This is a genomic window from Streptomyces microflavus (assembly GCF_014650075.1).
GTDB lineage: Bacteria > Actinomycetota > Actinomycetes > Streptomycetales > Streptomycetaceae > Streptomyces > Streptomyces microflavus.
Genome location: NZ_BMUG01000002.1, coordinates 100674 through 121763 on the forward strand (window position 1 = coordinate 100674; position 21090 = coordinate 121763).

17 protein-coding genes and 1 tRNA gene are annotated in these 21090 nt (G+C 72.3%); all 18 read right to left on the reverse strand.

Going from position 1 to position 21090, the window contains the following annotated elements:
* Positions 1-16 precede the first annotated feature (16 nt).
* The 18 genes from IE264_RS05500 to tmk all read right to left on the reverse strand — a co-directional run bounded on the left by IE264_RS05500 (position 17) and on the right by tmk (position 20977).
* A complete protein-coding gene (locus tag IE264_RS05500) occupies positions 17-1300 on the reverse strand; it encodes an MFS transporter (RefSeq protein ID WP_229887409.1) in 1284 nt (427 codons plus the stop codon).
* Between the two features lie 123 nt (positions 1301-1423).
* A complete protein-coding gene (locus IE264_RS05505) occupies positions 1424-2476 on the reverse strand; it encodes a polysaccharide deacetylase family protein (protein ID WP_032758702.1) in 1053 nt (350 codons plus the stop codon).
* Complete coding sequence (locus tag IE264_RS05510; RefSeq protein WP_032758704.1) at positions 2473-3846, reverse strand: condensation domain-containing protein; 1374 nt, start codon at positions 3844-3846, stop codon at positions 2473-2475. The genes IE264_RS05505 and IE264_RS05510 overlap by 4 nt, the downstream gene beginning before the upstream one ends.
* 174 nt (positions 3847-4020) lie before the next feature.
* A complete protein-coding gene (locus IE264_RS05515) occupies positions 4021-4821 on the reverse strand; it encodes a hypothetical protein (RefSeq protein ID WP_032758705.1) in 801 nt (266 codons plus the stop codon).
* Complete coding sequence (locus tag IE264_RS05520; protein ID WP_015609402.1) at positions 4818-5084, reverse strand: acyl carrier protein; 267 nt, start codon at positions 5082-5084, stop codon at positions 4818-4820. The genes IE264_RS05515 and IE264_RS05520 overlap by 4 nt, the downstream gene beginning before the upstream one ends.
* Complete coding sequence (locus IE264_RS05525; RefSeq protein ID WP_032758706.1) at positions 5084-6058, reverse strand: 3-oxoacyl-[acyl-carrier-protein] synthase III C-terminal domain-containing protein; 975 nt, start codon at positions 6056-6058, stop codon at positions 5084-5086. Before IE264_RS05525 ends, IE264_RS05520 begins: the two co-directional genes overlap by 1 nt.
* On the reverse strand, positions 6058-6882 hold the full coding sequence (locus IE264_RS05530) for a class I SAM-dependent methyltransferase (protein ID WP_015609404.1): 825 nt from the start codon (positions 6880-6882) through the stop codon (positions 6058-6060). The genes IE264_RS05525 and IE264_RS05530 overlap by 1 nt, the downstream gene beginning before the upstream one ends.
* 39 nt (positions 6883-6921) lie before the next feature.
* The gene (locus IE264_RS05535; protein WP_015609405.1) at positions 6922-7155 is read right to left on the reverse strand and encodes a phosphopantetheine-binding protein; all 234 of its coding nucleotides are present in this window, start codon (positions 7153-7155) and stop codon (positions 6922-6924) included.
* A complete protein-coding gene (locus IE264_RS05540; protein ID WP_015609406.1) occupies positions 7152-7583 on the reverse strand; it encodes a holo-ACP synthase in 432 nt (143 codons plus the stop codon). The genes IE264_RS05535 and IE264_RS05540 overlap by 4 nt, the downstream gene beginning before the upstream one ends.
* Positions 7580-8470: a class-II aminoacyl-tRNA synthetase family protein gene (locus IE264_RS05545; protein WP_032758708.1), complete on the reverse strand. Its 891-nt coding sequence runs from the start codon at positions 8468-8470 to the stop codon at positions 7580-7582. Before IE264_RS05545 ends, IE264_RS05540 begins: the two co-directional genes overlap by 4 nt.
* Positions 8467-9339: a diiron oxygenase gene (locus tag IE264_RS05550; protein ID WP_015609408.1), complete on the reverse strand. Its 873-nt coding sequence runs from the start codon at positions 9337-9339 to the stop codon at positions 8467-8469. Before IE264_RS05550 ends, IE264_RS05545 begins: the two co-directional genes overlap by 4 nt.
* A gap of 197 nt (positions 9340-9536) precedes the next feature.
* Positions 9537-10163, reverse strand: a complete 627-nt coding sequence (locus IE264_RS05555) for a pyridoxamine 5'-phosphate oxidase family protein (protein ID WP_032758709.1) — start codon at positions 10161-10163, stop codon at positions 9537-9539.
* Entirely contained in the window at positions 10160-11188 is a 1029-nt protein-coding gene (locus IE264_RS05560) for a helix-turn-helix domain-containing protein (protein WP_032758710.1), read from the reverse strand. The genes IE264_RS05555 and IE264_RS05560 overlap by 4 nt, the downstream gene beginning before the upstream one ends.
* Positions 11189-11543: 355 nt before the next feature.
* Positions 11544-14255, reverse strand: a complete 2712-nt coding sequence (locus IE264_RS05565) for a BTAD domain-containing putative transcriptional regulator (protein WP_032758711.1) — start codon at positions 14253-14255, stop codon at positions 11544-11546.
* A 290-nt stretch (positions 14256-14545) separates the two neighbouring features.
* A tRNA-Thr gene (locus IE264_RS05570) sits at positions 14546-14622 on the reverse strand.
* 138 nt (positions 14623-14760) lie between these two features.
* Positions 14761-16290, reverse strand: coding sequence for an alpha/beta hydrolase (locus IE264_RS05575; RefSeq protein WP_032758712.1), 1530 nt, complete (start codon positions 16288-16290; stop codon positions 14761-14763).
* Between the two features lie 101 nt (positions 16291-16391).
* Positions 16392-17597 carry a DNA polymerase III subunit delta' gene (locus IE264_RS05580; protein ID WP_015609424.1) on the reverse strand — a complete coding sequence of 402 codons (1206 nt, stop codon included), beginning with the start codon at positions 17595-17597 and terminating at the stop codon, positions 16392-16394.
* Between the two features lie 107 nt (positions 17598-17704).
* A complete protein-coding gene (gene tmk, locus IE264_RS05585; protein WP_051821912.1) occupies positions 17705-20977 on the reverse strand; it encodes a dTMP kinase in 3273 nt (1090 codons plus the stop codon).
* Positions 20978-21090: the final 113 nt, after the last annotated feature.

The following is a 21090-nucleotide window of genomic DNA, read 5'->3' on the forward strand; positions in this document are numbered from 1 at the left end:
CCCGGACCGGTGGCGTTCAGAGCCGGTCCGGCACCCGGCGCAGGTTGCGGATCGGGCGGGCGATCAGGAGCGCGGAGGCAGTGAGGAAGGAGACCACGACGCCCACCATGAGCACCGTCTTGGGGGAGAACAGGCCGACGGCGGGACCGGCCAGCGCGCTGCCGATCGGGTACATGCCGACGGAGCCCGCGACCTCGTACGCGTGGATGCGGTTCAGCATCTCGCCCGGCACCTGGGTCTGCACGCTGGTGGACCACATGACGCCCCAGATGCCGATCCCGGTCCCGACCGCGACCTGGGCGAGCATGAGCAGCCAGACCGGCCAGCCGAGCACGATGCCGAGGGGGTAGATGGGGTACGCCATCATCGCCACGGCCCCCGCGGCGAGCGGCCGTTCGGGCTTGTAGCGGATCGCCAGCAGACCACCGATGATGGTTCCGGCGCCCAGCGCGGCGTTGACCAGGCCGAAGGCGCGGGCACCGTGTTCGGGCACGATGACACCGGCGGCCAGCGAGAGCTGCGGCCCCCAGGCGAGCACCGCGTAGAACATCCAGATCACGATGACGCCCCAGAGCCAGCTGCGGGACCAGAACTCCCGCCAGCCGACCGCCAGGTTGTGCCACATGGACTCGCCGGCCGGCGGGGCGGGCACCACGCCGAGCTTGAGCACGAACAGGCATATCGCGCTGGTCCCGTAGGCGACGGCGGAGATCACCATGACCCAGCCGGTGGATCCGAAGCCGACCAGGGTTCCGGCGAGTGCCGGTCCGCCGAGGCCGGTGATCGCCTCCGAGGTGCGCAGGATGCCGTTGGCGCCCTGCACGTCCCGGGAGACCAGCGGCACGGTCGAGGCGGCGCCGGGCTGGAAGAGGGCGTTGGCGGTACCGGCGACCACCAGCAGCGAGTACAGCTGCCAGAGGTGGTCGATGCCGTGGATGAACAGGAGGGCGAGCAGGACGTGGGCGACCAGGTTGGCCAGGTCCGCGATGATCATCATCCGGCGGGCGGTGAACCGGTCGGCCAGCACCCCGCCGAACAGCACCAGGCCGGCGAACGGGGCGACCAGGAAGGCCATCGAGTAGCCCGCGGTCTCCAGGCCGTACCCGTCGATGAGCAGACCGGCCGCGACCGCGACCGGCAGCATGGCCCAGCTGAGCAGGCCCGCGCTGCGGCCGACGAAGTAGAACTTGAAGTTACGGGACCAGATCGCCGGCTCCCCCGCGGACGGGCCCCCGCCGGACCCGCCGGGGCCGTCCTTCGGCGGCGGAGGAGGCGGTTCCGCCGCAGCGTGCTCTGCCAAGCGCTCTTCCATAGCCGTTCAAATCCTTCAGTCGTTGATCGGGTGTTCAGGGGTGTTCAGGGGTGTTCAGGGGTGTTCAGGGGTGTTCAGGGGTGTTCAGGGGCGTCTTCGCCGGCAGCGTGGTCAGGCGCCGTCCGTGGGGGCGGCCGTCGCCGCCAGCTCGCCCACCGTGACCAGTTCCAGGCCGCGTTCGAGCAGGCCCTCGATGATCGACGGGAGGGCCTGTACGGTCTGGCCGCGGTCGCCGGCGCCCTCGTGCATCAGCACCACCGAGCCCGGCCCGGCGCCCTCCAGGACGGTCGCGGCGATCTGCTCCGGCCCTGGCCTCGACCAGTCGCGGGCGTCCACGTCCCACATCGTCACGGTGGTCGGATGCCCGTCCAGGGCGGCCAGCACCTCGGGGGTCAGGGACCCGTACGGCGGCCGGAACCAGGTCGGGGCGCGGCCGGTCAGCCGGTCCAGCTCCTCCGCCGTGCGGTCGAGCTGGTCGCGCAGCTCCTGGGCCGTCAGGTCGGGCAGGAAAGGGTGCGACCAGGAGTGGTTGCCCAGCTCGTGGCCGGCCGCGTGGATCCGCCGTACCTCGTCGGGCAGCGCCACGACATGGTGGCCGACACAGAAGAAGGTCGCGCGGGCCCCGTACCGCTCCAGGATCTCCACCACCTGGCGGGTGTACACCGGGTCGGGGCCGTCGTCGAAGGTGAGTGCGACCCGGGAGGTGTCGCGGCGGCCGTGGTCGAAGCAGCGGCCGGCCTCCGTCAGCGCCGCCCGCCCCGGCTCGCCGCGCCGTACGCCCTCGAAGTACTCCTCGGCGCGGCCGGCCAGCGTGCCGCTCTCGGCGGTCACCCGGGCCAGCGCGCCGGGCGCGGTCCGGGCCTGCTCCGCGAGCTGTCCGGCGGTAACGGAGCCGAACCGGGGGCGCGGGGGCAGCAGCCAGGGGTCCGCGCGGTACACCTCCAGCCCTGCCGCCGTCATCGGGCCGTCGAGCAGCCCGTTGGTGGAGTCCAGGACCACGGCCGGGGCCTCGCCGTCGCCCAGCTCCCGCAGCCAGGCGATGAGTTCGGCGACCCGGCCGCCGCCCCAGCTGCTCGGCTCGGCGACCCGGTGTCCCGCGTCGTCCACGACTTCCACCCGGTAGCCCGTCTCGGCCCAGGCGATGCCCGCGTACTGCTTGCTCATCGGTCCCCCAGCGCTGTCGCCTCGGCCACGATCAGCTCCTCGACCCCGCGGAGGAACTCCTCCATCCCCGTACGGCTGATGACGGCCGGGTCGGCGGTCATGGCCAGGTCCAGGGCGCCCGGCGCGGTCAGCGCGTCCACGGCGATGGAGACGTTCCTGCGGGGCAGGAACTCGGTCGGCCAGGTCAGTTCGGTCCGGCCGGTCAGTTCGCTCAGCGGGGCTGTCGGCCGCTCCACGGTGTCGAACGGGGTGACGGCCGGGTCGCGGGTGTCGTTCCACCAGTACGAGTGGTCGGCCGCCGTCTCCTTCTCGATCAGCCCTGCCACCTCCCGGTCCAGCGCCCACTTGTCGTACGCGGCGTGGCGGAACGCGCCGAACGCGACGGACCGGGTCCGCCGCACCGCGTCCGCGAAGTCCTTGTCCGCGTCCGTGAGCCGGAACAGCGCTTCCTGCGCCACCGTGGAGACCGTCGCGGCGGCGGCCGGCTGGAACCGGTTGCCCACCACGACCTGGAAGAGCACATCGCTGCTGCCGGACGACAGGGCCAGCTGGTGGGAGACCGCCCCGAGCAGCACGGCGGCGTCGCTGACCCCGAGCTTCTCGGCCACCTGCCCGACGGCGACGGCCAGCGCGGGCGAGCGCAGCAGCGCGTTGGGGAAGCGCCGGGTGGGGTCGTCCGCGAGCTCGGGGGCGGCGGGGTTCCGGAAGATCTGCCGGGGTCCGGCGGTGAGCTGCTCGATCCAGTAGCGGCGGGCCGCCTCGTCCCGGCGGCGGCCCAGCGGGGACGCCTGGACCTCCGCGGCCTCCAGGGGCTGGACGGCGGGGCGGGAATCACGCAGCGACTCGGCGGTCTCCCCCGCCTGGACCGACTCCAGGTCGCGGAGCAGCCGGCCGAGGCCCCAGTAGTCCATTCCCGTGTGCGCGCCGACCAGGACAAGACGGTGGACCAGGCCCCCGCTCTCCACCAGGCCGACCCGCAAGGGCCACTCCCGCGTGTGGTCGAAGGAGCGCCCCGCCAACTGCCCCAGCAGGGCGGCGCTCACCTCCGGGGCCAGCTCCGCCGAGCTCGTACGGATCTCGACCGGAAGCTCACCGCTGCCGTCCACGACCTGCTCCAGGCCGTCCTCGCCGTGCGGCAGGAACCGGGTGTGCAGGCTGTCGTGGAGCAGGAGCAGCTCCGTCAGGTCCGCGAGGACGCGGGCGACGGGGCGGGGCGGGGAGACGGGGAGTTCGACCGGCAGGTTGTAGCGGGGGGCGTCGTCGCCGAGCCGGGAGACGACCCCCCAGATCGCCCGCTGCCCCCAGGTCGCCGGGCCGGTCCCGGCTCTCGCGGAGTCCAGCCTGATGGTCCGGTACTCGGCCGTCGTCATCGTGTTCCCGCCTTCCCTTCGGTTGCTTCGTCGGAGGCCTGTCGCTCTGTCGGAGGCCTGTTGCTCCGTCGGATGTCCGTCGCTTCGTCCGATGTCTGTGGTGGCTCTGTGCTCTCGGTGACTCACTGTGGTGGCCGGGCCGGACGCCTCACCGCGTCCGGCCCGGCCGGTGCGCTACGGGGTGCCGGCGAAGAGCGCCACATGGGTGCGGCCGGTACGGGGGTCCGTGTCGCAGAGCACGACCCGCCGGTGGTCGCGCTGCCACTCCTGCCAGTGGTCGGCCAGCTCCAGCCAGAGGCTGGTGCAGTAGCTGCCCGGGGCCACCCGGTGCACCGCCCCGTGGTCCGGGACGTCCTCGGTGACCCAGGGGCCGAGCACCAGCAGCGTCCCGTCCTCCCCGAGCTCCCGGTCCAGGGCCGTGGCCGCGGAACCGGCCGAGTGCGCGCGGACGAACCGCAGCCCGTCCCCGGTGGAGGCGCCGAGAACGACGGCCGCGGCCGAATCGATCAGCGGGTTCTCCTGGACCAGCGGGAAGGCGGTGGGCAGCGTGGTCTGCTCCAGCACCGCGATCACCACCTCCGCCGCCCGCCCCGAGCTGTGGTACGCCGAGGCGATCCGCAGCGCGGTGAAGGGCGCGGCCAGACCCTGCTGGCCGATCGCGAAGTTGACCGCCCGGCCGCCGAGTTGCTCGGTCAGGTGCGGTGCGACGGCGGTGAACGGCACCACGTCCGGGAGGGCGTGGGCGACGATCGCCAGCTCCGGCCTGCTGCCGCCGACACCTTCGTCGGCGACGAGCAGGTCCACGAGATCGCGGTGGTGGACGTGCGGTCCCCGGCTCAGCAGCTCCTCGTCCGGCTTCTCCCCGAAGGGGGTGAGCAGGTCGCGGAAGTAGTCGAGGGCGGCCGGGACGCCTTCCGGCGCCCGCCCCCGCGGTGAGCGCACCGATGCGGCGGCGCGGACGGCGAGCCCGCTCATGACGTCCCCTCTTCCTTGCGGATCGCGGCCTCGACGTAGTCGGCGAAGGAGCCGAGCGTCCGCAGGTCGTCGATGTCGAGCCCCTCCGGGTCGACCGAGATCCCGGTCGCCTCCTCGACGCTCATCAGCATCCCCAGTACGGCGATGGAGGTGAGCTGCAGTTCGTCGAAGAGCGCGGTCTCCTCGGTGAGCCCGCTGACCGGCCGCTCAAGCACCTCGCTGAGCGCGTTCTCGATGGTCAGCAGCAATTCCTGACGCTCCATCAGGCACCGCCCCCCGCACGGTGGGTGATCACCATCGCGCCGAAGGTCGCGCCCAGGCCGACGGAGACCAGCAGGTAGTGGGCGCCGTCGACCAGGCGGCCCTCGTCCCGCAGGGTGGTGTAGTTGACGAAGACGTCGGAGGCGTAGGTGTGGCTGAAGCGCGGGACGTTGTCCAGGAACACCTTCTCCGGCTCCACCTCCAGCTCCTTGATGGTCTGCCGCCACGCCAGCTTGTTGACGTTGTGCGGGATCACCAGGTCGACCTCGTCGAGCGTCAACCCGGCCTCCGCCAGGGCCTCGTGGATGGTGTCGGCGATCCGTCGGCCGTACTGCTCCCCGAACTCGGTGTTCTGCTCGGGGGTCAGCTCCAGCCACTGGGCGTACTCGCCCAGCGTCCGGATGGCGAAGGACCGGACCACATCGCCCTCGCCGTCCAGGGTGATCAGACAGGAGGCCGCGGCATCCGCCATGATCGAGGTGTTGGGGATGTGCTGGACCATCGGCGAGTAGGCCTGCTCCCCGGTGACCATCAGGGCGTACGCGCCCTCGGCGCCCTCCGCGCGGAGCAGTTCGCCGAGCACCTCGATGGCGCCCAGGCTGCTGACGCAGGCCTGGTGGCTGAAGCCGAAGGCCTCGGCGTCGGGCAGGCCGAGGTCCGCCCCGACCACCTGGGCGATGTCCACGTCGGGCGGGGCCACCGCCTGGGTGGTGTGGGCGTACGCCAGGTAGTCGACCCGGCCGTCCTCGGGCAGGGCCTCCAGGGCGGCGCGGGCGGCGGGCCGCAGCAGGTCGAGCAGCGGGAGCTCGGGGTCGAAGCGGAGGGTGTCCAGGCCGTAGAACTTGCGGAACACCCCGAGCTGGGCCCGGTGCAGGCCCAGCCGCTCGCCCAGCTCCTCGATCCGTACGCTGCGCTCGGGCAGGTACGACTCGATCCGCTCCAGGGTGATGCGCCGGTCCTTGGTCGGGTGTCCCATCAGTCCGTCACGACCTCGGCGCGGATCAGCCACAGCCGGTTCGCGCCGCGGCGGCCCCGCGGCTGCACCTCGTACGGCCAGCGGCCCTCGCCGGCGCCGGGCTGGCCGGGCTCGCGCAGGTCGGTGGTCTTCCAGCCGTTGGCGGTCAGGAACTCCTCGGGCTCGTCGGTGCCGAAGACCCACGGCGTGCCGTCGGCGGCGAGGTGGTCCAGGAAGCGCTTCGAGAACGGGCTGCGCAGCATGGCGCGCCCGAGGAGGTCGAAGGCCAGGTGGCTGCCGGGGGCCGAGGCGGAGGCGAGCAGCTGCAGCAGTCCGCCGGCCTGCTCCTCGGTGAGGAAGAAGGTCAGCCCCTCGGCGACCCACAGGGTCGGGCGGTTTCGGTCGAAGCCGGCGGCCTCCAGGGAGGGCAGCCACTCCTGGGTGAGGTCGGCGGAGACCTCGCGCCGGTCGGTGCGCGGCTCGGCGCCCAGCGCGTCGAGGCGGCGGCGCTTCTCGGTGATCAGCGGCCCGTGGTCGACCTCGTAGAGCTCGGTGCCGTCGGGCCAGTCGAGCCGGAACGCGCGGGTGTCCATGCCCGCCGCGATCAGCACGACCTGCTGGATCCCGCTCCCGGCGACGATCTCCTGGATCGCGTCGTCCAGGAACCGGGTCCGGATGGAGATGAACGGCAGCACGCCGCCGCCGACGTAACGCTCGATCAGTTCGAAGCCCCTGGGCGCGGCCAGGTCGCGGGCGAGCGGGTCGACGAACAGCGGGTCCTCCCGCTCGGACTCCTGTGCGCGGGCCGCGGCCATCCACTGTGCGGTGTACGAGACTGCATCCATGGTGAAGACCCCTCCTCGGGATCGGAAGAACCCTGGGGATCAGGCGAAGAACGCCTTTTCGATGGTGGCGAGGGTCTGGAAGTCCTCGATGTCGATGGCGTCGAAGTCGATCTCGACGCCCGCAGCGTCCTCGATGGTGTAGACGAGCTCGACGAAGGCCAGCGAGTCGACCAGCCGGCTCTCGATGAGGTCGACGTCGGCGGCGAGCTCGGTGCGCTCGGGGTGACGGCCGAGGATCCAGTCCCGGACCTTGTCGATACCTGCGGAACTCATGGCATTCCCTTCGAAGTCACTGATCCAGCGAGATGGGTCGGTCGAGAGGTGGTGGCGGCCGCGACGGCGATCGCGAAGCCGGCGTCGTGGCTGATGCTGACGTCGATCGGGCCGAGTCCGGCGTGCTGCGCCAACTCGGCCGCCGTGCCGGAGAGCCGGACCCCGGGCCGGCCGCCGGGACCGCGCAGGACCTCGATGCCCTGCCAGGGCACGGGCCTGCCGACCGCGCCGAGGAGCTTGAAGACGGCCTCCTTGGCGGCCAGCCGGCCGGCGATCCCGGCCCGGTCGGGGGCCCCGTCGGGGGTCCGGGAGGCGGCCAGTTCCTCGGTGGAGAGGAACCGCCTGAGCACCGGTCCGATGTCGGGGTCCAGCAGTTCGCCGACCCGGGCCAGCGGCACGAGGTCGACGCCGATCAGGGGCTGGCTCACGACGGTTCGGCGGCGGTGCGTACGGCGTCGGGCGCGGCGGTGCGTACGGGGTCGAGCCCGGCTGTGCGTACGGCGTCGAGCGCGGCGCCGAGGTCCGCGTCGAAGTGCTCGGTCAGGACGGCGAGCCAGCGCTCCAGGCCGAAGGCGACACAGGAGGTGTAGGCGTGCTCGCCGGACTCCAGCCGGATGGAGCACCGCTCGCCGAAGAAGTTGCGGTGGGTGTTGACCGAGGCGATCGCCAGGTCGCCGTACTGGAACTCGTACTTGACCGGGCTGAGCTTCTGCATCAGGGCCCGGCCGCTGTCGTTCTGGAAGAACGGGTCGCCGGCCGCCTCCCGGCCCAGCTCGATGCCGAGCGCGGTGGCGAAGGACTGGATCCGCCCGGTGAAGCGGGCCAGTACCTCCTGGGTGTGGTCGAAGCTGCCGAGCGCGACGATCTCGCGCATCTGGAAGCTGGCGAGGCGGCGCAGCCCGCTGTAGTGGTCCTCGTTGCGGAAGCAGCGGTTGACCAGGGTCACCAGCGAGTCGTCGGCGACCTGGCCGCCCTCGTGGAAGAGGTACGCGCCGTAGCAGGTGGCGTGCGGCAGCCCGTAGCGCGCCTCGGTGACGGCACCGGGTCCGAACTTGCCTGCCACCGGCTTGAACCGGTCGTCCGTCAGCTCCAGCGAACCGGCCACCCAGGCGAGGTGGGGGAAGTTGGTGTAGACGTCGAACTTCTCCAGGTCGGTCACCGGGAAGAGCGGCGGGGCGCTGATCTCCTCGGCACCGTCCGCCAGCCCCCAGCCAGTGAAGATCCGGTCGAGCTCCTTGACGAGCGCGGTGGCCTGCGGCCCCAGGATGGCCAGGGCGGGCTCGCCGTCACTGCCGGTCAGTCGGGTCGCCGTCATCGGATGAGCCCCGTCTTCTCCAGGTACTTGGCGGTCTTGCGGAAGGTGCGCAGCTCGGCCTCGGCCCGCGCCGGGGACTCCAGCAGGGCCCGGCGCAGCTCGTGCGGGCGCTCGATGCCGGCGTCACGGTAGACCTGGGGGTGGTAGAGGGATTCGAAGCTGTGCTTCATGTAGCGGCGCAGGTACGTGGAGACCTCGTCGAGCTCCTGCTCGGTGGCGGTCTGCTTCAGGTCCTGGTGGAGCAGGTTGACCAGTTCGCGGCCGAAGGCGATGTGCCGGGACTCGTCCTGGTGGTGGATCCGGTTGATGCCGCGGATCGTCTCGTGCAGCCGCTCGTCCTCGGCCATCGCCGAGTTGAAGTGGTCGACCAGCTCCTCGAAGATCAGGATGCGGGCGAAGACCAGCAGGCTCTGGATCTTGTCCGAGGGGACGGCCGCTTCGGCGCCGCCGGACGGCTGCCGGTAGATCTTCTTGCCGTAGCGGAGGCAGAATTCGGCGAAGAACCACATGTGCTCGTTCTCCTCACCGATGAAATGGTGGAAGAACTCCGACGGCGTCTCGAATCCGGCGGTGTGAATCCGGTTGACCACCTCGACGAGCAGTTCCCGGATGCCGTGGACATTGAGGCTGTAGAAATTGACGCTCTCATGCTTGGAAAGCGTGTGGAGCTGCTCGGGAGTGAGCTTCTCGGCCCATTCCGTCCCGTACGTGGTGGTGAGCTCGGGGCTCATCCACCACATGTCCTCGGGGAGCTGGTCCGGCCACTCGAAGAGCCGGTACGGGTTGTAGTAGTCATCGATCGACTTGGTGGCGAGCCGGTCCAGGATTCCCCGAAACCGGTCGTTCCGGTCGATCACGTCGCTGACCATCGAGTGATTTCCTCCGTTCGCTTCGAGGCTCTTTGCTGAATCCAGATTAGGAATCCGGGCACGGGTTCCTCAATGCCCGGAACCGGCTGCCGAATTCGGCCAGTGGGCCGCTCCGGTTCTGGTCAGGGATTCCCTCACGGAGTTGCTCGATGGCCGGAACCGGCTGCCGTATCCGGTCAGCGGCCGGGCCCGGTCCATCACGGGCGCGCGGCGATTTCCGCGCGCAGGGCGGCGTTCTCCTCCTCCAGCCGGGCGAGGCGCTCATGGACCGGGGCCAGGGCCTCGGAGACCTCGCGCTGGCTGAAGCGGGGGGTGATGTGGTTGGGGCAGTTCCAGGCGTAGGCCTCGACCCGGATGGTGACGATCTGTTCGACCTTGCCCTCGGTACGGGGCGACTCCAGGCGCTCCGCGAGCTCCAAGTTCTCGTCGACCAGCACAGCGGAGGCGTGGCCGTACAGCTTGAGGCGGGTCTGGCGGGCGTGGTCGATGAAGAAGAGCGCGACCCGGTCGTCACCGCGCACGTTGCCGGTGGTGACGTACTGCCGGTTGCCCCGGACGTCCAGAAAGGCGAGCGTGTACGGGTCCAGGACGTGGACGAACCCCTGCGGGCCGCCCTTGAACTGGATGTACGGCCAGCCGGTCTCGCCCACACTGGAGAACAGGAAGCCGTCGAGGCTGCGGATGAAGTCGGCCGACCGGGCGTCGAGCGGATCGGGCTCCTCGACCGGTTCCCGTACCCGGCGGCCGGCCGCCTTGGCGCTGCCCATCTCCTCCTGGACCTGGCGTACCGCGGTGGTCTGCGCGAGTTGGTTGAAGCGGCTCATACGGCACTCCTCAGGGCCAGGTCGACCAGGCCGGTTCGGGCGGCCAGCACGCCGGCCTGGAAGCGGCTGCTGGCTGACAGGTCCTGCATGATCGTGGCCACATGGCGGCGGAAGGTCCGCTCGGACATGCCCACACGGCGGGCGATGACCTCGTCCTTGGCACCGGAGGCCAGCAGGGAGAGCAGGGTCACCTTCAGCTCCTCCATGGTCCCGGCGTAGCCGGCCGCACCGGAGTCGAAGTCCACGGCGGACTCCCAGACCCTGGCGTGCAGTCCGGCCAGGAAGGCCGCGACCGTACTCTCGTAGACGACGGCGATCTCGCCGTCCTCACCGGACGGGATGAAGGCGGTCTTCCGGTCGAACACCAGGAAGCGGTCGCTCACTTCCTTGGTGGTGCGCACCTGCCCCCCCGCGGGCAGGAGTTCACCGAGGTGCGCGCGGGTCCCCGAATCGCCGCGCGCGGTATGGGGGTAGAGGATCCGTCCCCGCGCACCGCGCCGCAGCGCCTCCAGCACCAGCGGGCGGGCCAGCCGCAGCTCACGGGTCTCGCGGGCCACGCAGGGCTGCATCACCAGGACCTCGGTGGTGCAGCTCTGCGCGGCCTCCAGCAGCCGCAGCTCGATCTCCTCCTGGTCACCGGTGATCACCACCGGCTCGGTGCGGGTTCTGGCCTGCTTCTCGAAGGCCGCCACGAAGGAGCTCAACTGCCCCTTGAATCCGGCGAGCCGGTGGCGGCTGTCGAGGATCTCCCGCTCCAGGGGGACCAGCAGCTCCATCTGGGCGGCCTCCGGACTGACCGCGACCAGCCGGTCCGTGCCGCCCTCCGCCGGTTTGACCAGGCGCAGTTCGCGCAGCACGCCGACCGCCTGCTCGGCACGGTGCGGCGGTACACCGAGCTCCTCCGCGATCCGGGCCGGATCGAACGCCCCCCGCCCGAGCGCACGTTCGTAGACGGCGATCACGAACTCGTCCATCTCGTCCGCCCGTTGGTCTCCCCCGAGCGGGGCCTGTGCCGCGAATTGCATCGTTACCTCATTCTGAGCGCGCGGATGATGTTGGCCTGGCCGAAGGGGAGAGCGGCCGGAACATGCCCCGCACAGGCGGCTGCGAAGGCCACCGGGAGCTGGGGCGACATGTCACCTCATGCGTCGGCACGGGGACGGGCGGTGGGGTGCGAAGCGGTTCGGTGCCGCCACAGTACGGTCCCGGACTGGTCGGTCTCCTACAGCTGGACCAGAGGCCGATGAGCGCCCCGGGAGGCCGGTTCGGGCCGGAGACACCGCTGCTGGCCTAGGGTTTGTGCCGCCCGCCGCCGGCCGGCCCGGGGTGACCGGCAGAACTCGTACAACTGCCGGAGTAGTTGTCCTGCCGCCGGAGCCCTCAGCAGCTCAGCCCCAGGCTGACGACACCCTCGACGGCCGCCGCCGGGTCGCCGCGCCGGGTGAGATCGCGCGCGAGGTAGTCGCAGCCGTTCTCCCGGTGCGCGGCGCCGATGCGGCGCAGCGCCAGCGCCTGCCCGTCGGGCCAGCCGGCCCGCCGCGCGAGCTCCAGCCCGCTGCCGAACAGCTCCACCGCCTGCGCCCTGTTCGCCAGCGCCCAGTGGCATTCGGCGCGCCGCAGCTGGGCGGCGGCCTGGGCCCGCAGCTCGCCGTCCGCGACGGCGGCGAAGAGCCCGGCGGTCGCGACCTTGAGGCACTCCCCCGTGTACATCCCCACCGAGAGGAAGCTGTGCAGGCTCTCCGCCAGCCGCCAGGCGATGGTGGTGAAGCCGGAGCCGGCCGCCTGCAGCACGGCGCCGGCCAGGTTCTCCCGCTCGCTGTCCAGCCATTCAGAGGCCTCGCCGTGGTCCGAGAAGACCAGCGCGGCCGAGGGCGGGGCGCCGGCGGACGGGCCCGCGGCCGGCTCCGCCGGGTAGAGCAGCCGGGCCGCCGCGTCGGCGTGGTAGAGGTACCACTCGAAGAGCCGCTGCCGGGCGGCGTGCGCCTCCTGGCCGCTGACCAGTTCGCGGGCGTAGGAGCGCACCAGGTCGTGCAGCCCGAAGCGGCCGGCCGCCCGCTCCCGCACCAGATGGGCGTCCGTCAGGCTCACCAGCAGCCCCGCCGAAGCGGCCGAGGTCGAGTCCGTCAGCGCCGCGGCGCCGTTCACCGAGACGTCCGGTCCCGGCATCAGGCCGAGGAGCCGGAACATCCGCCGGGCCTCGGCCGGGAGCGCGAGGTAGGAGAGGTCGAAGGCTGCCCGCACCGTCGAGCGCCGGTCCCCTTCGATGCGCAGCCGGCTGAGCATGTCGTCACCCGCCAGCTCGGCGCAGTAGTCGGCGATGCCCGTGTCGCGGGCCACCAGGTTGGCACCGGCGATCCGGATGGCCAGCGGCAGGCCGCCGCAGAGCTGCACGAGTCTGCGGGCCGCCTCCTCCTCGGCCGTGGCCCGGCACTCGCCGATGATGCTGCCCAGCAGCCGGCGGGCCTCGTCCGGATCCAGGACGTCCAGGGCGAGCTGGCGGGCGCCGTCGCTCGCGACCAGGCCCGCGAGCCGGCTGCGGCTGGTGATCACCACCGCACAGCCCCGGGCGCCCGGGATGAGCGGTCTGACCTGCTCCGCGTCGCGCGCGTTGTCCAGCACGATCAGCATCTGCTTGTCGGCGAGCAGCGTGCGGTACAGCGCCGCCGCCTCGTCCTCGTCCGCGGGCAGCCGGTCGGGCGGCGCGCCCAGGGCCCGGAGGAACTGCGCCAGGACGTCGGCGGGACGCAGCGTGGGAAGCGGGGAGTGGCCGCGCAGGTCGACGAAGAGCTGCCCGTCCTCGAAGTGCTTCCGCCGCGCGTGCGCCCAGTGCTTGGCGAGGGCGGTCTTGCCGACGCCGGGCGCGCCGACCACCGCCACCACATGGGCGCGCTCCCCCGGGTCGGGCGAGAGGAGGGTGTCCAGCTCCCGCAGCTGCCGCCGCCGCCCGACGTAGGCGCCGGCCATGGCGGGCAACTGGGCCGGGAGCGGGCCACCGGGCGCCGTGCGGCCGACCGGTGCGGGACGGTCCGGGCGCTGAGCGAGGGGCAGTTGCTGGCGCAGCACCCGCAGGTGGGCGTCGCGGACCTCGGCGCTGGGCGCGATGCCCAGCTCCTTGTCGAGCCGGTCGCGCAGCCGGCTGAAGACGTTGAGCGCGGCGGCCTGCTCCCCGCAGCTGCCGAGGGTGAGGATCAGCCGGGCGTGCAGCCCCTCGTGGAGCGGCTCGGTGTTGACCATGTCCCAGAGCAGCGGGACGGCCTCCTCGGGCCGGCGCAGCAGCAGGGCCGTGTCGGCGTACAACAGCACGGCCTTGACCCGCCGCTCGTTGGCCACCACCGCGGCCGGATGCTGGCGCAGCACCGGATCCGCGTCCGCGAGCACCGGCCCCCGCCACCACCGCAGGGCCTGCGTCAGCGACTCGTACGCCGCCCCCGGGTCCGGTGCGCGGTGCAGCCGTTCCGCCTGGGCCAGCAGCTCGTCGAAGTGGCCGAGGTCGATCTGGTTCCGGGACGCCTGGAGCAGATATCCGGTGGGCGTCCGGACGACGGTGGGCGCCGGAACGGTCCGCGGGCCGCCCGGCTCCAGCAGCCGCCGGACCTGGCTGACGTAGGTATGGATGAGGCTCTGGTGCGAACTGGGCGGCCCGGACGGCCAGAGCGTGTCGGTGATCTCGCGCTGGGTGGAAGGCTCGGGGTGCTTGAGCGCCAGCAGTCCGAGCAGCCGCCGCAACATCGGGCTGGTGACCGGCACGGGGTCCCGGCCGCGCTGGAGAGCGAGCGGCCCAAGGATCAGCAGCCGCGGCCGGGCAGCGCCACGCGGCGGCCCGGTACGAGTGGTGGCCAGCAGCTCCGCCAGCTCACCCCCGGTCAGCTCCAGCACCTCCGCCAGCCGTTGAAGCGTCCGCGCCTGAGGCCGCTGCACCCGGCCGCGCTCGATGTCACGGAGCGCCCGCGTACTGATCCCGGCCCGTAACGCGGCCACCTCCTGACTCAGCCCGGCCCGTCTGCGGAACGCCTGGAGCTGCGGCCCGAACGACCCCTGCTCACCTGCCGGCCCCCCAGGGGCAAGCCCCACGGCCGACGTCCTCTCCGACATGCCATCCCCCTCATCCGATGACCGCCCCCCTCGATCACGACCGGCTGCGGCATTGCGGGCCGTGCACGGCCGACTCTGCAGAGGCTTCGTCGCGGATCAGTTTGGACTAGACCAATGGGTCAGGCAAGGGGACATCCGACGCGCGGACGGAGGCGGGATCCGGGGCTGAGCCCCGGGGCCATGGACCTCGATCACCCCGGCGGCGACCGGGAGGAATTCCGGACGCTGGGCACCACCGGAGGACACCATGCAAGAAGCCCAGCTCAGACGGGTCTGAGCTGGGCTTCTGATGGGGCCGCCTTCGGGATTCGAACCCGAGACCTACGCATTACGAGTGCGTTGCTCTGGCCAACTGAGCTAAGGCGGCACGCCCTGTCGCACTATGGTGCGATCAGCAGCGGGGCCAAGTCTACACAGTTTCCGGGGGTGCTCCGCACAGGGCGCCCCCGGAGGCCTTTGCACAGGTCAGGCCGGGTCAGAGCAGGTCAGGCCGGGGGCACGGTGGTCAGGTGCACTTCTTGGCGTCGGTGGGCGGGGTGCCCTCCAGGAGGTAGGTGTTGATCGCCGTGTCGATGCAGTCGCTGCCCCGGCCGTACGCCGTGTGGCCGTCGCCGTCGTAGGTGAGCAGGGTGCCGGAGGAGAGCTGGCCGGCGAGGGCCTGGGACCACTTGTAGGGGGTGGCCGGGTCGCGGGTGGTGCCGACCACGACCATCGGGGCGGCGCCCTTCGCCTCGGTGCGGTGCGGGGTGCCGGTGGCCTTGGTGGGCCAGTAGGCGCAGTTCAGGGAGGCCCAGGCGAAGCCGCGGCCGAAGACCGGGGAGGCCTTCTCGAAGTCGGGGAGCGCCTTCTCCACCGCGTCGGGGCCGTCGAAGGCGGGCGGCAGGTCCAGGCAGTTCACGGCGGCGTTGGCGAACATCAGGTTCGCGTACGCGCCGTTCGGCTCGCGCTCGTAGTAGCTGTCGGCCAGCGAGAGGAGGCCGGAGCCGTCGCTGCGCTGGGCACCCGCGAGCGCCTCGCGGAGCTGGGGCCAGGCCGCCTCGTCGTACATCGCCGCGATCACCCCGGTGGTCGCCAGGGACTCGCCGAGCTCGCGGTCGTCACCCGTCGGGATCGGCTTCGCGTCCAGGTCCTTGAAGAGCTGCTTGAGCGCGGTCGCCGCGTCGGCGGTGGACGTGGTGCCCAGCGGGCAGTCCGGCTGCTTGACGCAGTCCGCGGCGAAGGACTGGAACGCCCCCTCGAAGCCCGCCGTCTGGTCGCGGTTCATGTCGATGGCCTTGAGGGAGGGGTCCATCGCGCCGTCCAGGACCAGGCGGCCGGCCCGCTCCGGGAAGAGGTCCGCGTACGTGGCGCCCAGGAAGGTCCCGTACGAGGCACCCACGTACTGCAGCTTCTCGTCACCGAGCAGGGCCCGCAGCACGTCCATGTCGCGGGCCGTGTCGACGGTGGAGACGTACGGGAGGACCTCGCCGGACCGCTTCTCGCAGCCCTGCGCGAACTTCTCGAAGGAGGCGGTGAGCTTCTGAACCTCCGCCTCGTCGTCCGGGGTCTGGTCGACCTGGGTGTAGGCGTCCATCTCCTTGCCCGTCAGGCACTCCACCGGTTCGCTGCGGGCCACGCCGCGCGGGTCGATGGCCACCATGTCGTAACGGGCCCTGACCTGGGCCGGGTAGCCGAGCGCCGCGTACCCCTGGAGATAGCCGATCGCGGAGCCGCCGGGACCGCCCGGGTTCACCAGGAGGGAGCCGATCCGCTTGCCGGGGCCCGTGGCCTTCTTACGGGAGACCGCGAGGTCGATGTCGCCGTCAGCCGGCTTGTCGTAGTCCCTCGGGGCCTTCATCGTCGTGCACTCGAACCCCTCCACCCCGCAGTCGCGCCAGCTCAGCTTCTGCGCGTAGTACGAGCTCAGCCCGTCGGGGGCAGCCGTGCCGGTGGCCGAGGCACTCGGCGACGAGCCGCCGCCGCTGCAGCCGGAGACGAGCAGGCCGGCAGTGCCGATCCCGATGGCGAAGGTGCGGAGCAGGCGCCTGGTATCCATCCTGGGAGCGTATCCGCCGGGTGACGAGTCGTCCGATTCCCTGCTCATTCGGGTGAACAGGGACCAGCTGACAGGACGGCCCTGCGCCCCTCAGGCCGCCCTCAGCCCGATCTCAGCGACATCGTCATCGCCTCCACCGCGAGCAGCGGCGCCACGTTACGGTCCATCGCCTGCCGGCACGCGATCACCGCCTCGATCCTGCGCAGGGTCTGCGCCGGGGTCGAGGACTCCGCGATCCGGTCCAGGGAGTCCTGCACGTCCACATTGGCGATGGCGATCCGCGAACCCAGCTGGAGCGCCAGCACATCGCGGTAGAACCCGGTGAGCTCGGTGAGCGCCAGGTCCAGGCTGTCGCGCTGCGTTCGCGTCTTGCGGCGCTTCTGCTTGTCCTCCAGCTCCTTCATCGCCCCCGCCGTGCCGCGCGGCATCCGGCCGCCCGCGACCCCGCCGAGCGCCGCCTTCAGGTCCTCGGTCTCCTTCACGTCCACCTCGTCCGCCATCTGCTTGGCGTCATCGGTGGCCGTGTCGATCAGCTCCTGGGCCGCCTTGAGGCAGCCGCCGACATCGGCGACCCGCAGCGGAACCTTGAGCACCGCCGCCCGCCGCGCCCGGGCCCGCTCGTCCGTTGCGAGGCGGCGCGCCCGGCCGATGTGCCCCTGGGTGGCCCGTGCCGCGGAGTGGGCCCGCTCGGGATCGACCCCGTCGCGGCGGATCAGGACGTCCGCCACGGCCTCCACCGGCGGGGTGCCGAGGGTGAGGTGGCGGCAGCGGGAGCGGATCGTGGGCAGCACGTCTTCGAGCGAAGGGGCGCACAGCATCCACACCGTGCGCGGCGCCGGCTCCTCGACCGCCTTCAGCAGGACGTTGCCCGCGCCTTCGGTGAGGCGGTCGGCGTCCTCCATGACGATGACCTGCCACCGGCCGACCGCCGGGGAGAGCTGAGCGCGGCGGACCAGGTCGCGGGTCTCCTTCACACCGATGGAGAGCAGGTCCGTGCGGATCACCTGGACGTCGGCGTGCGTACCGATCAGGCTCGTGTGGCAGCCGTCGCAGAAGCCGCAGCCGGGCTCCCCGCCCAGCGCCCGGTCCGGGCTGGTGCACTGGAGCGCGGCGGCGAAGGCACGTGCGGCGGTGGACCGCCCGGAGCCCGGCGGTCCGGTGAACAGCCAGGCATGGGTCATCTTCGAGCCCTGTTCCACCGGCTCACGGGCGGAGACGGCCGTGACCAGCGCATCGGCGTCCTTGGCGGCAGCAGCGAGCTGTTCCCTCACTCGGTCCTGTCCGACCAGGTCGTCCCATACGGTCATGGGTCACCGCCCTTCCATCGTTCGGATTCCATTGTGGGGGACGCCACTGACAGTCCGGCCCGCCCACCCCTCAGGGGCGGACGGGCCGGACTTCAGGACAGGTCGGGTCAGCCGCGCGGGCGGCGCCCCCGGCCGGTGGGACCGTCGTCGTCGTGCCCGCCGAGCAGCTCGTCCGCCAGCGTCGGCAGATCGTCCAGCGGGGTCTCCTCCGCCCAGTCCGAACGGGGGCGCTTGGTGCGCCGGCCGCGAGCCGTGTCACCGGCCGGGCCCGCGGCCTGGGGGTCCTCGACCTGCGGCAGTTCCCGGGTGCGCTCGTTCTCGCTCTCCGCGGGCGAGGACGCCGGGCCCTCGTCCCGGAAGTAGCCCTTCGGCACCCGGTCGGAAGGCTGATCGCCGCGCACGGGCGGCAGAACAGCCGTCTCATCGGCGTCCCGAGCGCCCCCGGCGCCCCCGGCGCCCCTGGCTTCCCGGCCCGACCGCTCGTCCGTGATCCGCGGCAGCATCGCCGTCTCGTCCTCCCCCGAAGGGGAGGAAAGGCGGCCGGACGGCGTACCGTCCTCCGGACGCGCCGTGGGCACCGGCTGCGTGATCTCGTTCGGGTTCACGATCGGCGTGGGCACCGTGAGCTCGTTCTCCGGAACGGTGGGCCCCTCCGAACGCGAGGAAGCCTCCGTGCGGGAACCACCGGAACCACCGGAATCCCTGGACGCACGCTCCGCCGCAGCACGGTCCGCCGCAGCACGCGCCTCAGCCCGCGCCACCTCAGCCCGCTCGGCCTCCGCCCGAGCCGCCTCCGTACGGGCGGCAGCCTCGGCCTCAGCACGCCGGCGGGCCTCCTCGGCCCGTACCAGCGCCTCCTCCGCCTTCCGCTGCTTCTCCAGGCGGAGCGCCTCGGCCTCCTTGCGGAGCCGTGCCTCCTCCTCGGCCTGCCTGCGGAGGCGTTCCTGCTCGGCCTCGCGGGCCCGCTCCTCGGCCTCCAGCCGCCGGCGGTCCTCCTCGGCGCGGCGGCGGGCCTCCTCGGCACGCTGCCGGGCCTCCTCGGCCTGGCGCTCGGCCTCGCGCTGGCGCGCCTCCTCCAGCTCGCGCTGCTTGCGCTCCTCCTCCTCGGCGCGCAGCCGGGCGAGCTGCTCCTGGCGCTCCTTCTCCAGGCGCTCCTCCTCGGCCTTGCGGGCGGCCTCTTCCTCCGCCTTGCGCCGGGCCTCCTCCTCGGCCTTGCGCCGGGCCTCCTCGATGGCCTGGATCTCGGCCTCGGAGAGCGGAAGGAGGCGGTCGAGGCGGTGGCGTACGACCGTGGTGATCGCCTCGGGCTCCTGCCCGGCGTCCACCACCAGGTAGCGCGTCGGGTCGGCGGCGGCCAGGGTCAGGAACCCGGACCGCACGCGCTCGTGGAACTCCGCCGGCTCCGACTCCAGCCGGTCCGGCGCCTCCGTGAACCGCTCCCGCGCGGTCTGCGGGTCGACGTCCAGCAGCACCGTCAGATGCGGTACGAGGCCGCTCGTCGCCCACCGCGAGATCCGGGCGATCTCGGTCGGCGCCAGGTCGCGTCCGGCGCCCTGGTAGGCGACGGAGGAGTCGATGTAGCGGTCGGAGATGACGATCGCGCCGCGCTCCAGCGCCGGGCGGACCACGGAGTCGACGTGCTCGGCGCGGTCGGCGGCGTACAGCAGCGCCTCGGCGCGGTTGGAGAGCCCGGCGGAGGAGACGTCCAGCAGGATCGACCGCAGCCGCTTGCCCACGGGGGTGGCCCCGGGCTCACGGGTCACGACGACCTCGTGGCCCTTGGCCCGGATCCAGTCGGCGAGCGCCTCGACCTGGGTGGACTTGCCCGCTCCGTCGCCGCCCTCCAGGGCGAGGAAGAAGCCGGTGGCCGCGGGCGCGACCGCCGGGTCGCCACCGCGGAGCGCCTCGCGCAGGTCGCGGCGGAGCGGTACGCCCGCCCGGTCGTCCGTCTTGGCGAGGACGATCGCGGCGACGGGCAGCAGCAGCGCGCCGATCAGCATCAGCGTGTAGGCGGCCCCGCCGTGGTCGAAGACGAAGTCTCCGCCGCCCAGGCGGTGCTGCCCGATCGCGGCGGCGAGCAGCGGACCCGCGACCGCGCCGAGCGCGACGAGCACCCGGACGATGGCCTGGAGGTGCTCGGTGGTCCGGGCCTGCCGGGACGCCTCGGTCTCCTGGTCGATGATCGCGTGCCCGATGTTGGCGGCGACCCCGGCGGCGTAACCGGCGAGGAGCGCGAGCGCGAGCCCGGTGGCCGTGTCCGGCACCAGGCCGAGTGCGAGAAGTGCGACGCCTGTGACAGCGGTGGCCAGCGCGAGGAGGCGGCGCCGCGACAGGGCGGGCAGCACCTTTTGCGCCGTACGGATACCGAGGGCGGTACCGCCGGTCAGCGCGAGGATCAGCAGCGCGAACGTGACGGGTCCGCCGCCCAGGTCGTAGGCGTGCAGAACGGATACGGCGGCGGCAGCGGCGATCGCTCCGGCGACGGCCGCGCTGACGGCGACGACCAGCGGGAGGGCGCCGGTGCGGCCCTTGTCGGGGGTGTTGCCGTGGGTGGGGCGGCGCAGCCCTTCCAGGGGCGAGCGCGGCCGGGGGGTCTGGGTGTCGGGCAGTTCGAGGAAGTACAGGGTCGTGATGGAGGCCATGAACAGACCGGCCGCGACATACGAACCCAGGGCCGCCTGGTGGAAGGAGAACCACTCCAGGCCCGTGCCGAGGAGGTTGCCGATCAGCGTGGCGGCCAGCAGGACCACCGCGGCGGCGGGGACGGCGAGGAAGTTCGTACGGAGCGACAGCCTGCGCAGGGCGTCGAGGTGGTCGGGGAGCGGACGTACGGCGGCGCCCTCGATCGGCGGGGCGGGGAGCAGCGCCGGGGCGGCGCTCTCCTTGGCCACCGCCCACAGGCGCTCACCGGCACCGGTCACGAAGACGGTGATGAGGATCATCATGAGCGCCTTGTCGGGCACCCAGTCGATCCACAGCGGGGCGATGATCAGCAGGGCGAGCCGCAGCCCGTCCGTCCCGATCATCAGCCATCGCCGGTCCAGCTTTCCGCCGGGCGCGGTGAGCGACGTCAAAGGCCCCAGGAGTACGGCTCCGAAGAGCACTGTGGAAAGGATCCGGGCACCGAACACGGCGGCGACGGCGAAGGCCGCCCCGCGGTATCCGGCTCCGAATGAGCCCTCCAGGACCGCTGCTTGCAGCGACAACAGCACCAGCACGAGAAGGGCGAGTGCATCGCCGATACCGCCGACGAGCTGGGCGCTCCACAACCGCTTCAGCGGGGGAACACGCAACAGGGCTCGTACGGCGCGCTCGCGTGAGTCTGCGGCAAGTGTGTCGGAGGTGGGGCTCACGACCGTTGGCTGCTCGGCTCGCGTCATCCGCCCAGCCTATCGGCAGCGGTGCGGTGCCTGTCGGCCTGTCCGAACATATGGCCGCAGATGACTTTCGGCCAGCCCGCTCATGGACCCTTGACGCACGCGATCACAGGCCC

Bases quoted from the DNA above. Each gene is read 5' to 3' on its own strand.
- IE264_RS05505 (WP_032758702.1), bottom strand. From the start codon at position 2,476: ATGAGCAAGCAGTACGCGGGCATCGCCTGGGCCGAGACGGGCTACCGG.
- IE264_RS05510 (WP_032758704.1), bottom strand. From the start codon at position 3,846: ATGACGACGGCCGAGTACCGGACCATCAGGCTGGACTCCGCGAGAGCC.
- IE264_RS05515 (WP_032758705.1), bottom strand. From the start codon at position 4,821: ATGAGCGGGCTCGCCGTCCGCGCCGCCGCATCGGTGCGCTCACCGCGG.
- IE264_RS05520 (WP_015609402.1), bottom strand. From the start codon at position 5,084: ATGGAGCGTCAGGAATTGCTGCTGACCATCGAGAACGCGCTCAGCGAG.
- IE264_RS05525 (WP_032758706.1), bottom strand. From the start codon at position 6,058: ATGGGACACCCGACCAAGGACCGGCGCATCACCCTGGAGCGGATCGAG.
- IE264_RS05530 (WP_015609404.1), bottom strand. From the start codon at position 6,882: ATGGATGCAGTCTCGTACACCGCACAGTGGATGGCCGCGGCCCGCGCA.
- IE264_RS05535 (WP_015609405.1), bottom strand. From the start codon at position 7,155: ATGAGTTCCGCAGGTATCGACAAGGTCCGGGACTGGATCCTCGGCCGT.
- IE264_RS05545 (WP_032758708.1), bottom strand. From the start codon at position 8,470: ATGACGGCGACCCGACTGACCGGCAGTGACGGCGAGCCCGCCCTGGCC.
- IE264_RS05550 (WP_015609408.1), bottom strand. From the start codon at position 9,339: ATGGTCAGCGACGTGATCGACCGGAACGACCGGTTTCGGGGAATCCTG.
- IE264_RS05555 (WP_032758709.1), bottom strand. From the start codon at position 10,163: ATGAGCCGCTTCAACCAACTCGCGCAGACCACCGCGGTACGCCAGGTC.
- IE264_RS05560 (WP_032758710.1), bottom strand. From the start codon at position 11,188: ATGCAATTCGCGGCACAGGCCCCGCTCGGGGGAGACCAACGGGCGGAC.
- IE264_RS05565 (WP_032758711.1), bottom strand. From the start codon at position 14,255: ATGTCGGAGAGGACGTCGGCCGTGGGGCTTGCCCCTGGGGGGCCGGCA.
- IE264_RS05575 (WP_032758712.1), bottom strand. From the start codon at position 16,290: ATGGATACCAGGCGCCTGCTCCGCACCTTCGCCATCGGGATCGGCACT.
- IE264_RS05580 (WP_015609424.1), bottom strand. From the start codon at position 17,597: ATGACCGTATGGGACGACCTGGTCGGACAGGACCGAGTGAGGGAACAG.
- tmk (WP_051821912.1), bottom strand. From the start codon at position 20,977: ATGACGCGAGCCGAGCAGCCAACGGTCGTGAGCCCCACCTCCGACACA.